General features: G+C 37.5%; 12 protein-coding genes. 10 read left to right on the top strand and 2 right to left on the bottom strand.

What is annotated here, in order from left to right; genetic code table 11:
* Nucleotides 1-11 precede the first annotated feature (11 nt).
* Nucleotides 12-1,856, top strand: coding sequence for a RagB/SusD family nutrient uptake outer membrane protein (locus EZ449_RS05055; RefSeq protein WP_131556880.1), 1,845 nt, complete (start codon nt 12-14; stop codon nt 1,854-1,856).
* Between the two features lie 73 nt (nt 1,857-1,929).
* On the opposite strand, the gene EZ449_RS05050 is transcribed toward EZ449_RS05055, so the two are convergent.
* Nucleotides 1,930-3,765: an outer membrane protein assembly factor BamB family protein gene (locus tag EZ449_RS05050; protein WP_131556879.1), complete on the bottom strand. Its 1,836-nt coding sequence runs from the start codon at nt 3,763-3,765 to the stop codon at nt 1,930-1,932.
* 346 nt (nt 3,766-4,111) lie between these two features.
* Here EZ449_RS05050 and EZ449_RS05045 point away from each other — a divergent pair, with 346 nt between their 5' ends.
* The 3 genes from EZ449_RS05045 to EZ449_RS05035 are packed head-to-tail and all read left to right on the top strand — an operon-like array spanning nt 4,112 to nt 9,636.
* The gene (locus EZ449_RS05045) at nt 4,112-7,195 is read left to right on the top strand and encodes a SusC/RagA family TonB-linked outer membrane protein (protein ID WP_131556878.1); all 3,084 of its coding nucleotides are present in this window, start codon (nt 4,112-4,114) and stop codon (nt 7,193-7,195) included.
* Nucleotides 7,196-7,203: 8 nt separating this feature from the next.
* Complete coding sequence (locus EZ449_RS05040; RefSeq protein ID WP_131556877.1) at nt 7,204-8,814, top strand: SusD/RagB family nutrient-binding outer membrane lipoprotein; 1,611 nt, start codon at nt 7,204-7,206, stop codon at nt 8,812-8,814.
* A 21-nt stretch (nt 8,815-8,835) separates the two neighbouring features.
* Nucleotides 8,836-9,636: a DUF4397 domain-containing protein gene (locus tag EZ449_RS05035; protein WP_225872237.1), complete on the top strand. Its 801-nt coding sequence runs from the start codon at nt 8,836-8,838 to the stop codon at nt 9,634-9,636.
* 124 nt (nt 9,637-9,760) lie between these two features.
* Here EZ449_RS05035 and EZ449_RS05030 read toward each other — a convergent pair whose 3' ends face one another.
* The gene (locus EZ449_RS05030) at nt 9,761-10,363 is read right to left on the bottom strand and encodes a porin family protein (protein ID WP_131556876.1); all 603 of its coding nucleotides are present in this window, start codon (nt 10,361-10,363) and stop codon (nt 9,761-9,763) included.
* A gap of 172 nt (nt 10,364-10,535) precedes the next feature.
* Between EZ449_RS05030 and EZ449_RS05025 the strand changes: the two genes are divergently transcribed.
* The 6 genes from EZ449_RS05025 (at nt 10,536) to EZ449_RS05010 (ending at nt 15,840) form a co-directional block, all read left to right on the top strand.
* Nucleotides 10,536-10,751, top strand: a complete 216-nt coding sequence (locus EZ449_RS05025) for a hypothetical protein (RefSeq protein WP_131556875.1) — start codon at nt 10,536-10,538, stop codon at nt 10,749-10,751.
* A gap of 180 nt (nt 10,752-10,931) precedes the next feature.
* A complete protein-coding gene (locus EZ449_RS05020) occupies nt 10,932-12,623 on the top strand; it encodes a S41 family peptidase (RefSeq protein ID WP_131556874.1) in 1,692 nt (563 codons plus the stop codon).
* Between the two features lie 121 nt (nt 12,624-12,744).
* Nucleotides 12,745-12,984: a hypothetical protein gene (locus EZ449_RS22575; RefSeq protein WP_165499694.1), complete on the top strand. Its 240-nt coding sequence runs from the start codon at nt 12,745-12,747 to the stop codon at nt 12,982-12,984.
* A complete protein-coding gene (locus EZ449_RS22990) occupies nt 12,932-13,858 on the top strand; it encodes an alpha-L-fucosidase (protein WP_225872236.1) in 927 nt (308 codons plus the stop codon). Before EZ449_RS22575 ends, EZ449_RS22990 begins: the two co-directional genes overlap by 53 nt.
* The gene (locus tag EZ449_RS22985) at nt 13,807-14,076 is read left to right on the top strand and encodes an alpha-L-fucosidase (RefSeq protein ID WP_225872235.1); all 270 of its coding nucleotides are present in this window, start codon (nt 13,807-13,809) and stop codon (nt 14,074-14,076) included. Before EZ449_RS22990 ends, EZ449_RS22985 begins: the two co-directional genes overlap by 52 nt.
* Nucleotides 14,077-14,514: 438 nt before the next feature.
* The gene (locus tag EZ449_RS05010; protein ID WP_131556873.1) at nt 14,515-15,840 is read left to right on the top strand and encodes an alpha-L-fucosidase; all 1,326 of its coding nucleotides are present in this window, start codon (nt 14,515-14,517) and stop codon (nt 15,838-15,840) included.
* Nucleotides 15,841-15,890 lie beyond the last annotated feature (50 nt).

Genomic DNA, 15,890 nt, shown 5'->3' with positions numbered 1-15,890 from the left:
AAATTATGAAGATGAAATATTTCAAATATATTTATGGGTTGCCGATAATGGCCACCTTACTTCTTGTTTCTTGTAATAAGGATGTTTTGGATCGTCCACCATTAACAGATTATGTAGATGGGCAATTTTGGCGTGGAGAAGACGATATTCGCATGTACGCAAACGCATATTATCCAAATTATTTTAATGGATATAACTCTGGCTTTGGCGTAGATTATACCCCAGTAAGAGGCTACACTTTTTCTGATGATTTAACAGGAAAAAATGTGCAAACTAATTTTGAAAGTAGTGTTCCTACATCAAGGGGATCAACAGCAGAAGCTGCAGATTGGTTGGGTACTTATGCTGGGCCAACGTGGAATTTCGCATGGGTTCGGAAATCTAACGTAATGATTAACCGTTTGGATAATGTTGCAAAACCTAAAATTTCAGCAGAGGCTTATAATCACTGGTCGGCTGTTGCTAGGTTTTTTAGGGGATTTGAATACAGCCGCTTAGTAAGTGTTTTTGGTGATGTTCCTTATTTTGATAAAGAGGTTTCGGATACAGATTTACCCACTTTATATAAAGATAGAGACGCTAGAGGTGTTGTTATGGATAAAGTATATGATGATTTTAAGTTTGTAATGGCTAACATGCGTGAGAGTGACGGTGCACAATATCTAAATAAATATATTGCAGCAGCATTTATTTCTAGATTCATGTTGTTCGAAGGTACTTTTGAGCATTATCAGAATCTAGATCCGGTAAGGGCTAAGAAATATCTTGAATTTGCTGTAGAGGCTGGCGATTACGTAATTAATAGCAATAAGTACAATTTTACACGTGATTTTAAATCTTTATTTACAAGCGATAACTTGGCTGGTCATCCAGAAGTTTTACTTTATAGAACTTATGATGCCGCTTTGGCCGTAACGCATAGTATTGGCTCATACCAAAATGGTACTGAGATAGTGGGTGTTGATGGAAATTTAGTTTTGATTAAATCTTTCCTTTTAAATGATGGTAAAGTTTGGCAAAACTCTGCTGTAACAGGCGCAAGCTCTTTTACAATTGCTGATTTGGTAAAAACAAGAGATTCTCGTTTTGAGGCATCCTTTTACGATAAGGCATTGGTTCCATCCGCTACCTTATTATATGGCTACAAATTTGCATCAAGAGATGCATTAACCTATATAGGAAAAACCTATCCTGCAGCTTGGGGAAGTAATACAAATACAAGTGATGCGCCAGTAATGCGTTTGGCGGAAGTGGTGTTAAACTGGGTCGAGGCTAAAGCGGTTTTAGCACAATACTATGGTGGTGTCGCAGTAACACAATCCGATTTAAACAAATCGGTAAATGCAATTAGAAACCGTCCGCTGGAAGCTGCTGCTATCGCTAAGGGTGTTGTTAAAACAGCTCCTTTAACAATTGGTCTTCTTCCTGTAGATCCAGCTCGCGATACTGATGTTCCTGATTTGATTTGGGAAATTAGAAGAGAAAGACGTATGGAATTTGTTTTCGAACATACCAGGCTATTGGATTTGAAACGTTGGAAAAAACTGAATAATATGAATTTCAGTACCAATCCAGATTATTTCTTAGGCCCATGGGTTAACGTACAAGCAGAGGCTCCTAGTTATTTAACAGCGGCAAATGCTACAGCTGGTAACGTTAAGGTTAAAAAAGCTGATGGCACAATTGTAACCTATAACGGAACAAATGCTGCGGCAATGGTAGGTTTTTGGATGGTTACAAATGCAACCAATAGAAATGCCTTTACCGATAGGGCTTATTTATCGCCTGTTGGCCAAGCTCAGATTATTCAATACCAAGAAAAAGGCTATAAATTAACACAAACTGTAGGTTGGTAATATATTGTAGTTGATGTAGTTAATCATAAAAAAGAGTCCTTGCCGAGGACTCTTTTTTTATGATTAATTTTACTTAATTTCTAGTATTCAACCATACAACTTTGCCGTCCATCGTACTCACTATCAGGTTTTTCCCGTCAATAACATTAACTGTATTGATCATTGAATTATCTATTTTATGTGCCCAGGTTGTCGATTGTTTCTTGGGGTCAATTGCGTAAACGACACCATTTTTTGTCCCAAAGAATACATTACCATCTTTTTCAATTAGCATAGATGGTACATGTTCATAACCAAAACCAGCATTATATCGCCAGAGTATTCCGGGATCTTGAGATTGTGTTTTATAGGCAACAATTTCATCCTGCATTGTTTTGCCGTATATCATAGAGCTGTCAGAAGATAATCCAATCGATTCTCTAACTGTAGCCTCTTTGTTTCTCCAAAGTGTATTGCCATTGTTGGCATCAATTGCAGTTAAATATCTGTCTGGAGCGGCTATGTAAACAATACCATTGTAAGCCACTGGCGTTACCATTGCAGGAGAAAACATCCTATTTGCTTGTCCATTATTCCACTTCCAAAGCAAACTTCCCGTATTTATGTCAAGTGCATATAAGTGCCTTCCCCAAGATCCGAAAATAATTTTGCCTTGGTAAATAAGAGGCTTATCAACAATTGTACCCTCAATCTCGTTAAATACCCATACTTCTTTGCCGGTCTTTATATTAAGTGCCCGAAAGCTGTTATCACTTCCGCCAATATAAACATTATTGCCACTAACAACTGGTGAGCCTAAAACAGAATTGGGTGTTTCCTTTCTCCAAACCTCTTTTCCAGTTTTTTCATTTAACGCGTAGATAGTGCCATCACCAGATCCTAAAATAACCAAATTGTTTACTACAATAGGCGATGAATAAATGGCACCTTTCGTAATGAATGTCCAAACCTTTTTTCCAGTTTTTTTGTTCAATGCCTCTACTAATCCTAAGCTATTGCCAAAAATAACATTGTTGGCTGAATAGGCTGGTGTATTTACCACATTCGCATTTGAATGGTATATCCATAATTCTTTTGTATTTGCATATTTTTCATTTATAGTAAAATCAGGTCTTGCATATTTAGTATTGTCGTCTTTAAAAGTTTTCAATGCAATAGATCTCCATACCGGTAGAATGGTTTGTGTAGGTTTCTTAGTCTGAAAAAAAACACTATCTCCATTCATGCTCACAATATTGTATCCACCTATACTATCCTTTGCTCTCAAATTTGAACGGCCCATGGTAGCTTCAATTCCTTCGAACTTATACGGACGATTGTTATGGCCATGACCGCAAATAGCATATTGGATATTGTATTTTTTTAATCTATCTGTTCCTTCATACCAATTATCTAAACTTTTATCTAGTGGGTAGTGATTCGCAAATACAATTGGCATATTTTTCGGTGTGGCCTTTAGCACACTATCAAGCCAAACGGTAGCGTCTCTGGGCATGTGGCCATCGCTCATTCTAACATACGGCCCTGACGCACAAGCTATAAAACGATATCCGTTATGGTCGAAAGTAAATTTGTCGTATCCAAATTCTTTAATAAACCTTACGCCACCAGATTCGGACCAGCCTGTATCATGATTTCCTGGCATAATGTGGTAAGGTTTTTTTAATCCCGATAGAATTTCCTTGGCTAGCCCCAACTCACTATTGGTTCCCATCTCTGTAATGTCGCCCGTAATAATAATGAAGTCAATATCTTTCAATTCATTAATATCTGCAACGGTTCTTCGAAGATCTTCTTCTCCCGTTGGTGATCCCACATGGGTATCGGTTACAAATGCATATTTAAAGTTTTGTGCTTTTAGCCCTAACGATATTACAAGAGCAAACAAAAAGAGAAAGTAGGTTTTCATTTTTTTTGAGTTAAAGAATAATTGCTAATAATTAACCAAATACACCATAAGCACTGATTGTGAAGATTGATTTGTTGCACAATAGAATCATAATGTGCTTGTTTAACCATATTCTGTTTGGTTTATTACGAAAGTATAAATAGTTTTCAAATTTTTGCGTGTTTGTGCGGTTTTGTGCAATTTAAATTTGTTGTAGGTTGTGAAATAGTTTATTAAATTGTTTTTATTATAGAAAACATTTATGATATTAGCCAAATAATATATAAAATGCGTTATTGTGCGTGTTTTGACAACAACTAACAAACAAACTACTCAACTAATTTATTCCATCCTAAACAGGCAGTTTATGAAAAAAAAACTACTACTAACTATTTTTGGTACGTTTTTGTTGCTGGCTCACGCCATAGCGCAGCAAATAACCATTACCGGTAAGGTTTCTTCTCCCGATGGGCCTATACCCGGTGTTTCCGTCCGTGTAAAAGGAACCACAGTTGTGGCACAAACTAATGGAGATGGAAATTTTTCCATCAAGGCTTTAAAAACTGATATTTTAACTTTCTCTTATATCGGTTATAAAACAGTAGAAAGGCCAGTAGGAGCAAACACAACTATTAATGTTGCCTTATCTACAAACGCTGGGGATTTAGATGAGGTTGTTGTAACCGCTTATGGGATCGATAGGGATGTAAAATCACTAGGTTATTCTACACCAAAAGTTTCTGGAGATGAAGTTGCCCAAACTCAGAGAAATGATTTTTTTGGTGGTTTACAAGGCAGGGTGCCTGGTTTATCAATAAACAGTACAAATGGAAACCCTGGCTCTTCTGCGCAAATCGTTTTAAGGGGTTTTGTATCCATTAGCGGTGATAATAATGCTTTAATTGTGGTTGATGGAGTGCCAATCAATAACAGTACCCTTAATCAAACAAGAGAGCTGGTTTCTGGTGCTGCAAATAGAGATCAAGATTACTCAAATAGAGGGATGGACATTAATCCTAACGATATTGAAAGTTATGTGATTATGAAAGGCCCGGAAGCAACTGCATTGTATGGCAGTGCAGGGGCAAGCGGAGCAATTTTAATCACTACAAAAAAAGGAAAAAGTGGCAGAGGAAGTATTAATTACAATAATTCATTTCGTGTAGAAGAACTTAATAAATTTCCTGAGATCCAAACCAAGTATAATACAGGGATCTCTAATGGTGTTTACAGTGGAGGCTCTTCTAATTTCTTTGGTCCAGCATTTTTGCCTGTTACCCCTTTATACGACAATATTCATAACTTTTTCGAAACAGGTTTTACCCAAAAGCATAATTTGTCTTTCGAGGGTGGAACTGATAAGTTTTCTTACCGTTGGTCTAATGAATACACCGATTCAAAAGGAACAATTCCAACCACGCGTTATACCAGAATTTCATCAAGAGTTACCGCAGTTGGTACGATTTCTCCGATCTTAAAATTAACCACCACATTTAACTACATCAATTCGAAGAATGATAAAGCAAATAAAGGTGCTAACGGATCTTTACTTCAATTAATGCGTTTCAGCTCTGCGTATGATGTTCAGGATTACGAAGATTCTAGAGGAAATAGGATTTTGCATTTGGCAAATATTTATTCGGAGTTTGATAACCCACTTTGGGATGTTGTCAAAAATGTTAACAATGATAAAGATAACCGCGTAATTGCGAATACCAACTTAGAATTAACCCCAACCAAGTGGTTAAAAATTAATGGTATTGTTGGTGCAGATATTGCCAATACCAAAGGCCTATCTGTTTATCATGCACAGTCTTACCGAGGATCTGGCTCGGCAGCGGCACCGAATGGTGGAACTGTTATGACTTACGATAAGCTTGCTAAAGTGTTTAGTGGATCCTTAACAGCATCTGCAAAACATAAATTTGGTGATTTTAATAATACTTATGTTATTGGTGCATCGTTTTACGATTTCAATGCAGTTACGGATTCGCAACGAGGTACAAACATGTATGATCCTAATTTTTATAGTATTAATAATACCTTGCCAACAACTCAGCGTACCCTTACTTATGTAAATCGTTACCGTACAGTTGGCGCTTTTGCGCAAGCCATTCTGGGTTACAAAAGCTTGCTTTATTTAACGTTATCCGGCAGGGTTGATGGTGCATCCAGATTAATGCCTAATAATCCATATTTTGCCTACCCATCGGCTAGTTTAGCTTTTAACTTTACCGATCTAGAAGTAATTAAAACAGCTTTGCCTTGGTTAGATAGTGGAAAATTAAGAGCCTCTTTTGCTTTAACAGGTAAAGAACCATGGAGAGAATACTCGACAGGGACGAATTATGAGGCAAAAAGATTTACTGGTGGTGGTTATGCCTTTTCTTATTATGGAGGTAATCCAAACTTAAAACCTGAAGTTTCGCAAAATTTTGAAATTGGAACTGAAATGCAGTTCTTAAAAAACAGAATCGGATTGGATTTTAACTTTTATAATCTATTAAGTAAAGATCAGATTATTAACCCTCGCTTAAGCTATGGAACAGGGTTCGTTCTCGAAATGATGAATGGTGGTACAGTAAGGAATCGCGGTGTAGAGATACAGTTAACTGGTAGTCCGATTAAAGGGAAGGAATTCAATTGGAACACAACCTTTAATTTCACCCTTAATCGTGGTGTGGTTTTATCATTGGCAAACGAACTTCCTGAACTTTACGAATCTGATACCTGGGTAGTTGGCGATATTAGAAGTGCGGTGCACCCAGGCTACAGCACAGGCGCAATTAGTGGTACTAGGTTTGATAGAAATATAAATGGAGATATTTTAATTAATACCTCATCAGGTTTACCAACAAGCTCTGATACACAGTTTTATCCAATTGGGGATAGAAATCCAAAATTTACCTTGGGTTTTGTAAATAGGTTTAGCTATAAAAGCCTCAATCTTTCTTTACTTTGGGATTTTAGGTACGGAGGAGATGTGGTAAACGGTACCGAATATGCTTCTTACATAAAGGGAATCAGTTTGAAAACCCTAGATAGAGAAGTGCCAAGGGTAATTACCGGTGTACTTGCAGATGGTTTGCAAAACACAGCCAACCCAACGCCAAATAACATCGCAGTAACTCCTTATTATGCCTCTAATTATTATTCGTTAAATGTTTCTCCTGAAATGTTTGTAGAGCGAAATATTAAAACTTTAAGACTTAGAGATGTTACTTTAGGATATGACTTTCCACCGTCCTTAGTAAAACGTATAAAATTTATTCAAAGCTTTGGTGCATTTTTAACAGTAACAGACTCCATTTTAATAACCAACTATTCTGGCGGAGATCCAGAAAGTAATGCAAATTCTCCAGGTGTTGGTGGTATTGGTGGTTATGGAATTGATTATGGTAATGTTGGTAAACCTATTGGTTTCAACGTAGGGTTTAGAGTTAAATTATAGTTATCAAGATGAAGAACTTATATAAATTATTTATTGCTACGGCAATATTACTAATTATGGGAGGCTGTAAGAAATACCTGGATATTAATACAAATCCAGCTGTGCCTCAAACCAGTAAAGCAGAATTGCTTCTTCCACCAATTCTTTTTCAAATGACAAATGGTACTTCGCAAGACTATCGTTTTATATGGAAAATTACCCAAAACCTTATTGGTGCATCTACTGATGATGGTTCAATTTCTAGCGAAAAACATACTTTTGTACGTTCAAGTGATAATGGCGGTGTGATTTGGAGGATGACCTATGTTGATCTTGGTTTAAATTTAGAAAACTTGATTAATGATGCAGTTGCCAACCAAAAGTATGAATATGCTGCTATTGGCTATGCGATAAAAGCATGGGCTTACCAACAAACAACAGATTTGTACGGGCCAATAATACTTGACGAAGCTTTTACGCCAGGTATGTTGAAGTTTCCCTATCATGATCAACCTGATGTTTATGCAAAAGTTAGGTTTTATTGTGAGCAATCTATCAAGTATTCTAATATGAAGAGCCCGCTGGATTATTCTACCCAGCTAGCAAGTATTACTGGAGATGGTATTTATAAAGGGAATATGCCTAAATGGAGAAAATTTGTTTATGCAATCTATGCTTTACAATATAGTCATTTGGTAAACAAACCAGAGTTCAAAACCCAATATGCTGATAGCGTATTAAAATATACCAACTTATCTTTTGCAGATGAATCTGAATCTGCTACGGTATATTTTTCTGCTGCAAGTACAGATGATACAAATCCTTTCGGGCCTACACTTGGTTACATTAATACATCGGGTACATCCGCAACATACTATGGGCGAATCTCTACCACAATTTTAAATTATCTTGCTGGTGGTGTTAGGGGGATTCCAACCACAAACCCAACAAGTTCTATCGATCCACGTATAAGTAGAATGTTACCCGCAAGCACAGCAACCGCAACTTTAGGTAGATATATAGCAGGTGTTCCCACACAAGGCAGTAGCACATCTGGTTTGCCAATTGTATTTGGCTCTATTCCCGCTGGGGCAACAAATTACAATGGTAAATATATATATGCTGATGCTGCAAGGTATCCGATAATGACCTATTCCCAGCTGCAGTTTACAAAAGCCGAGGCTTTGTTCTTACAAGGAAAAACTACTGATGCGTATACGGCTTACAGAGCAGGTATTTTGGGGCACATGGTTTTTTGTAATACATACGGAAGGGCTTCTAAAACACCAGATCCAATAATAACGGATTTAGAGATCAATGCCTATCTAGCTTCATCAGAAGTTGCTCAAAGTGCTGCAACATTAACCCTGGCAGATATTATGGGGCAGAAATATATTGCCCAGTGGGGTTGGGCTGGCTTAGAGCAATGGTCCGACATTAGAAAATACCATTATAGCGCAACAGTTTTTAGACAATTTTATCAAATTCCAACAGCAGACCTATTATTGGGGGGGAAATACGCATATCGTTTCAGACCTAGATACAATTCAGAATACGTTTGGAATACTGAAGAGTTGAAAAAGTGGGGTGGGCTCGATGTAGATTACATGACGAAAGAAACTTGGTTTAGCCAACCATAATTTTTAACTATAAATTTAATTATGATGAAGATATTTTCAAAATTATTTGGCTGCCTATTTGCTGTTTTAGCATTGGCTGGCTGTACAAAGAACGTTTTAGATTATGGTGATACAGTAAAATTAACTGGTGATGAAGCGCTCCTAAAGGTTAATTATGCCTCTTACTACTATAATAATCGTGCTATTGCTATTAAGATAAACGATAAAAGAGTTAGTAGCGTAATTACAGCACGCACACCGTTTCCAGGTGGAGGGTACAATACAGGGGGAAGTTCTACAGCAGATTTTTTGGCGGTGATGCCAGGAAGTTTAAAACTTTCTATCGTTCTTCCTAAAAAGAAAGATGATGGTACAGATTCCTTAGTTCTTTATTCTACAACATTCCAAATTGCTGCTGGAAAAAATTACGTTGCACATATTACCGATACTGCAGCGACTACTAAGAGCGTTCTAACCGAGGAAAGTTTTGTCAGACCAGATACTGCTTATTGCAAATACAGATTCATCAATTTAATGCCGAACGTTCCGGCTGTAGATTTATACTATGGAACGAGCGCTACAGATAATACAAAAGACTCACTTCTTGCTGGGAATGTTAATTATTTGAACACTACCAACGAGATTAAACTCCGAGCGGCCCAATCTAAAACCTGGAAAGTTAGACCTGCAGGAGCTGCAATTACCACAGCTACGGTTTTGGCTAACTATACAAGCGCCAGCACATTTTTAAATCAGCGGGTGTATACTATTTTTGCAAGTGGCTATAGCGGCATTACAACAGCACCAAGAAGACCTTACGTTTCTTTCTTTTTAATTAGATAAAAGATTACTTCCATAAAACGCTAAGTAGAATAACATCTTCATAACAGCCTCTTAAACTAAAACCTGTCTCGGTTTTAAAACCAAGTCAGTTCGCTGACTTGGTTTTTTTATTTCCACTAATTTCTTACAATATCTTAAACCCTAAACTCAGCTGAAATAAGTTTGGCTTTTGGCTATACTTTTCGCTTTTGCTGATATTTGATAATCCAGCTTCGTAACGTAAGTCAACCGAAATCGCACCAACATCTACACCAGCACCGGCTTGTACTCCAAAAGCTTGGTCTTTATAATTATCGAAATCTGTTGCCTGTTGGTAAGCAGAACTGAAACTAGAATTTTCATCCAAAACAAAAGAAATAACTGGTCCAGCCATTACACGGAAGTTTAAGTTTTTGGCGCCGAACTTGGTTCCAAATAACACTGGAACATCTAATGTGGTAAATTTTACCTTGCCTTCTGCAGCAACCTCATTGCCATTGTTTTGGGTAACGCTGATAAATTTATTGCCTTTGCTGCCAATATAGGCCTCTGGCTGTACATAAAAACTGGCACCGCCAATACGTGCCCAAGCGCCAATTTGGTAGCCTAATCGATTTTCCTCACTTGCAAAATCTGCATTAATCTTAGCTAAATTTACACCGGCCTTAATACCTAAATTAAAGGTTTGTGCTTGGGATGTTGCCCAGCATGTCGCTAGGAAAACAATAGATAGGATGATTTTTTTCATAATTTTTAGTTTAAAATACTAGGCCTTGATACCTGATTAGATTTCATAACGCCGTTTTAACACAATTATCGTGCAAAATGGATTTTTCTGAACAAAGCTTTTTTCATCAGAAGAGATAAAAAGGTGAAAGCTGAGCAAATATTTTTTACTTTTGCATCAAATAAAATCTGCTATGGCTAATTTTCAACTTACATCAGAAAATGCATTTAAGGTAAAGACTAAGTTCTTACGTAAATACCGCGACCTTGCCAACGAACCTTTAGATTTTGCTCCAGGTAAGGAAGATCAGTTGATTGAAGATTTAATGCGTTTGGTTAAACGCGATCGTACCTATATCGAGTTTACCATCCAAAAAGCATTAGCCGATACAAAAGGGAATAGACTTTAATTAACTTCCCAGAGCCCCTATTCCTATTTAGCGTAACGCTTAATTTACGCCCAGCCCTAATAGGCTATTCCTAATATTTAACCCTTTTTGCACATTTACTTTTGTACTAATAGAGAAAAACCACCCAACAGACAAGTATTTTCTTTAGCTTGCTCCTTTCGGGATTAAAAAATACAGGGAATGAATAAACTTAAATATAGCCTTATTGCAATTGTATTTGGCGTTGCTGTTATATCCTTTTCATTTAAGGAAGATTTATTTTTGGTTTCTAAAAACCTTGATATTTTCGCTTCCCTGTACAAGGAAATCAATATTAATTATGTTGATGATACCAATGCACCACAGTTGATGAAGACGGGTATTGATGCCATGCTGGATAGCCTTGATCCGTACACCGAATACGTTCCAGAATCTGAAATTGAGGATTATAAACTGAAATACGTGAGTACACAATATGGCGGAATTGGAGCTAGTACCGTATTTATCGATGGAAAATTATTTGTAAACGATGTAAGCGAGGGCTATCCTGCAAATAAAAGTGATGTAAAGCCTGGCGATCAGCTGGTTAGTATTAACGGCATCGCCTTAAAGGGTAAAGATAGGGTAGAGGTTAGTCAGCTTTTACGTGGACCAAAAGGAACCGCGGTTGATTTACTGGTAATAAGAGAGGGAAAGGAAATCACCAAAAAATTAATCAGGGAAGAAATAAAGCAACCAAATGTTTCCTATTCTGGAATGGTTGGAGATGGAATTGGCTACATTAAATTAGATAAATTCCTTGAGAACTCTGGTCAGGAAGTTAAGGATGCTTTAGTTGCCATACAAAAGGAAAACCCAAAAGGCGTTGTGTTGGATTTAAGAAATAACGGTGGTGGTATTTTACAGGAAGCGGTTAAAATCGTTAATCTTTTCATTGGTAAAGATCAATTGGTAGTTACCCAAAAAGGTAAGAACGTAGAGAAAACAATTACCTATAAAACATTTGCAGCTCCTATTGCGCCAACCCTTCCGCTCGTAGTTTTGGTAAATGGAAATTCTGCATCGGCATCAGAAATTGTTGCTGGCTCACTTCAAGATTTAGATCGAGGTATTGTAATCGGCCAACGCAGTTATGGCAAGGGTCTGGTTCAACAAACCTTTAACCTGCCGTATAACAGTTTGGTTAAGGTTACGGTTGCGAAATATTACACCCCATCGGGAAGATGTATTCAAAAGTTGGATTACGCCCATAAAAATGCGGATGGATCGGCAGAACGTTTCGCCGATTCTACAATGGTAATGTACCAAACCAAAGCTGGAAGAAACGTTTACAGCGGAAATGGCGTGTATCCAGATGTGGTGGTTAGTGGCGAAAAACTTAGTCCGATTACAATTTCCATGCTGACTAAAAACTTGTTCTTCAGCTATGCTAATCAATACAAAAAAGAAAAACCAAGTTTAACCTCGGCAAAAACATTTCAATTAAGCGATGCAGATTACAATACATTTTCGGGTGCACTTGCCGATAAGGATTTAAGTTATTTAAGTCGCACGGAAAGATTGCTTGCCGATCTTCGTGTAGAGGCCGAAAAGGAAAATAAATCAGGAGAGGTTAAGAGCGATTTGGAAAACCTGAGGAACAAGTTAACCTCATCTAAAAAAACAGATTTGGCTACGCACAAAGCAGAGATTAAAAGAGTTTTAGAAACGCAGATTGTTAGTCGTTATTTTTACGAAAAAGGTAGAATAGAACAGAGTTTCCAATACGATAAAGAGTTAGCTGCAGCGAAAAACCTATTCACTAATCAACCTCAAATGCTGGCCATTTTAAAAGGCGATGGAAATTATAAGGTTATTGGAAAACCCACCAAGGCTACAGCTTCGCTAGATTAACTGAGCAGTTAGAAAATCATGTTTTATTTTTAATCGGATACGGTCAAAAATTTTAACTTTAAACTTCAATTGTAATCATCCCTTATAATTGAAGTTTACACTATTACCCAAATGCTTAGTTATGAGCGAACAGATAGTTAATAATAGGGTTGATAATGCGCTGCTTGTTTTACAGCTTACCAAAGGAAGTGTTGCTGCTTTCGATTTGCTTTATCAGCAATATAGTACGGAGCTTTTTGCCAACATTTTGCACATAGTGAAAAATCGGGAGGTTGCTAAAGAACTTTTGCAAAATCGTTTTCGAAAATTTGGGAAAAACGAGCAATCATCTACACCGAATCGCCATTATATCCAGCGATAGCTATAGAGACATTATCCGCAAAGCGGCAACCGTTACCCCTTCGGCAAGGCAATTGCGTTGGCAACAATTAGAGCTTACCGCATTTTTTCACTTCGGTGTAAACACTTTTACCAATAAAGAGTGGGGCGATGGCACTGAAGATAAAAAGGTTTTTAATCTAACAAATTTAGATACCCGCCAATGGGTTCGAACGATGAAACAAGCCGGTTTTAAAAAGTTAATTTTAACTACTAAACACCACGATGGATTTTGCCTTTGGCCAAGTAAATACACTGAGCATAGCGTAAAAAACAGTCTATGGAAAGATGGTAAGGGCGATGTGGTAAAAGAAGTTGCCTATGCTTGTAAAGAATATGGCTTGGGTTTCGGTGTTTATTTATCCCCATGGGATAGAAACAATAAAAATTATGGTTTAGGCGAACCTTACGATAAACATTTTATGAACCAATTAACCGAGCTACTTACGCAATATGGAAAAATAGATGAGGTTTGGTTTGATGGTGCTTATGGTATGGGTGCAAACGATAAAAAGCAAGAATATAATTTTGATGGGTGGTATGCACTTATCCGTAAATTGCAACCTGCGGCAACTATTGCAATCATGGGGCCTGATGTACGTTGGGTGGGTACCGAAAATGGTTATGGACGAGAAAGCGAGTGGAGCGTAATTCCTGCTGATGATAATATGCTTCAAAAAATTGCCGATAATTCTCAAAAAGATGTTGCTTTTTCGCCAGTGGGCGATAAAACTGCCGAAGATTTAGGGAGCCGGAAAGAAGTCCTAAAATCAAAAGGATTGGTTTGGTATCCTGCAGAAGCTGTGTGTCTATCCGAGATGGCTGGTTTTGGCATGCCGAGCAAGATGATAAAATAAAAAGTGTGGATAAACTGATGGATATTTATTTCTCATCTGTAGGCCGAAACAGCGTACTTTTATTGAATATTCCGCCAGATAATATAGGACAGATCAATAAGAACGACATTATGGTTTTACAACAATGGACAGCTAAGCGCCACAAAATATTTGCCACTAACTTGGCAAAGGGAGCAACCATAACAACCAGCAATGGTAAAAAGGGGTGGCTATTTTAGATGGAGTTCATAAAACCAATCACATTGCTGCAGCTAAAGATGCAACTGCAACTACAACCCTCAACCTTAAAAAAACCGAGACTTTTGATGTTTTTTCCCTACAGGAAAATATAACTATAGGGTAAAGGATAGAAAAATTTGTGTTAGAATACAAAGTTGGTAGCGTATGGAAAAAGGCAACTGAAGGCACAACCGTTGGCTATAAAAAGGTTATTGCGCTTTAATCCTGTTAAGGCTAAGGAAGTTCGTTTACGCATTATTTCATCCCGGCTAAACTCAACTATTTCAGAGTTTGGTTTATACAAACAATGATAACTAAATAATAAGCGTTAACGGAAATGGTTAAGTCTTATTTTATTATCAATAATCAGCATCATAAATTATTTAGCTTTAATGTTAATTTATTATCATGCTATCTAATTCTTTAAAACTATAAACATGAAAAAAATTCTGCTTTTTTGTTTCCTTGGCTTTCTTACATTCAGTGTTGAGGCCCAAACTTATACTCCATCGCAATCAAACCTCGAAAACCGTAAGTGGTTTGCTGATTCACGATTTGGGATGTTCATTCACTGGGGGCCTTTTAGTATTCCTGGTAGCGGCGAATGGGTGATGAATGAACGAAAAGTAACCGTAGAAAACTACAGCCGCCTCGAGAAATTTTTTAACCCGATTGATTTTGATGCCGCCAAATGGGTAAGTATGGCGAAAGGAGCCGGCATGAAATACATTACGCTCATCACTCGCCACCACGATGGTTTTAGCATGTGGGATACCAAATATTCTGACTTCAATATCATGAATTCGCCTTACAAAAAGGATATTGTAAAAATGATGGCCGATGAATGCCATAAACAAGGCATTAAGTTGTATTTATACTATTCATTACTCGATTGGCGCCGTGAAGATTACCCACATGAAACCGGAAAAACCGGGCAAAATACGGGTCGCAAAGGCCACGGCGATTACGCAAGTTATTTACAGTTTATGAAAAATCAGCTTACTGAATTGCTGACCAATTACGGCGAAATAGGCGGCATTTGGTTCGATGGCCATTGGGACCAAACTGCACCCGAAGGTAGTGCAGATAGAACTTCGCGTATCGATTGGAAATATGATGAAATTTATGGCTTAATCCATAAACTGCAGCCTCAATGTATGATTGGAAATAACCACCATCATTCTCCCTTACCTGGTGAAGATTTCCAAATGTTTGAACAAGATTTGCCCGGCGAAAATAAATCGGGATTAAGCTTCCAAGAGGCCAGCGCCCAAGTACCACTTGAGGCATGCGTTACTATGAACGGTTCTTGGGGATTTAATTTAACTGATAATTCTTATAAAAGTACGCCAGAACTGGTACATATCCTTGCAAAAGCTGCGGGTTTAGGCGCAAATCTTTTGCTAAACATTGGGCCAATGCCAAATGGAGAAGTGCAACCGGAATTTATAAGCAGATTAGGCCAAATGGGCGAATGGATGAAGGTTTATGGCGAAAGTATTTATGGTACCGAGGCAGGTTACGTTAAACCGCAAGATTGGGGTTGTATCACTAAAAAAGGAAACAAGCTTTTTATCCATGTATTTAAAGCACAACCACAAATTGTGCTAAACAATTTTCCTTTTAAAAAAATTAAAAAAGCTTATTATTTAAAAGATAATAGCGTTGTAAAAGCAACACTCAAAAATGGTGTGCTTAATATCCCGATAATCGGAGATATTAACCCTAATGATGAGGTCATTGTATTGGAAACTGGGAATTAAAAGAATTAAGCGGCGAGAGATTAATTTGATTTCTTGCCGTTTATCATATT

The sequence above is a fragment of the Pedobacter frigidisoli genome, assembly GCF_004331675.1.
GTDB classification, from domain to species: domain Bacteria; phylum Bacteroidota; class Bacteroidia; order Sphingobacteriales; family Sphingobacteriaceae; genus Pedobacter; species Pedobacter frigidisoli.
Note: the sequence above shows the minus strand (reverse complement) of the source record. Positions and strands in the feature narration are given on the sequence as shown.

Bases quoted from the DNA above. Each gene is read 5' to 3' on its own strand.
- EZ449_RS05055 (WP_131556880.1), top strand. From the start codon at position 12: ATGAAATATTTCAAATATATTTATGGGTTGCCGATAATGGCCACCTTA.
- EZ449_RS05050 (WP_131556879.1), bottom strand. From the start codon at position 3,765: ATGAAAACCTACTTTCTCTTTTTGTTTGCTCTTGTAATATCGTTAGGG.
- EZ449_RS05045 (WP_131556878.1), top strand. From the start codon at position 4,112: ATGAAAAAAAAACTACTACTAACTATTTTTGGTACGTTTTTGTTGCTG.
- EZ449_RS05040 (WP_131556877.1), top strand. From the start codon at position 7,204: ATGAAGAACTTATATAAATTATTTATTGCTACGGCAATATTACTAATT.
- EZ449_RS05035 (WP_225872237.1), top strand. From the start codon at position 8,836: ATGATGAAGATATTTTCAAAATTATTTGGCTGCCTATTTGCTGTTTTA.
- EZ449_RS05030 (WP_131556876.1), bottom strand. From the start codon at position 10,363: ATGAAAAAAATCATCCTATCTATTGTTTTCCTAGCGACATGCTGGGCA.
- EZ449_RS05025 (WP_131556875.1), top strand. From the start codon at position 10,536: ATGGCTAATTTTCAACTTACATCAGAAAATGCATTTAAGGTAAAGACT.
- EZ449_RS05020 (WP_131556874.1), top strand. From the start codon at position 10,932: ATGAATAAACTTAAATATAGCCTTATTGCAATTGTATTTGGCGTTGCT.
- EZ449_RS22575 (WP_165499694.1), top strand. From the start codon at position 12,745: ATGAGCGAACAGATAGTTAATAATAGGGTTGATAATGCGCTGCTTGTT.
- EZ449_RS05010 (WP_131556873.1), top strand. From the start codon at position 14,515: ATGAAAAAAATTCTGCTTTTTTGTTTCCTTGGCTTTCTTACATTCAGT.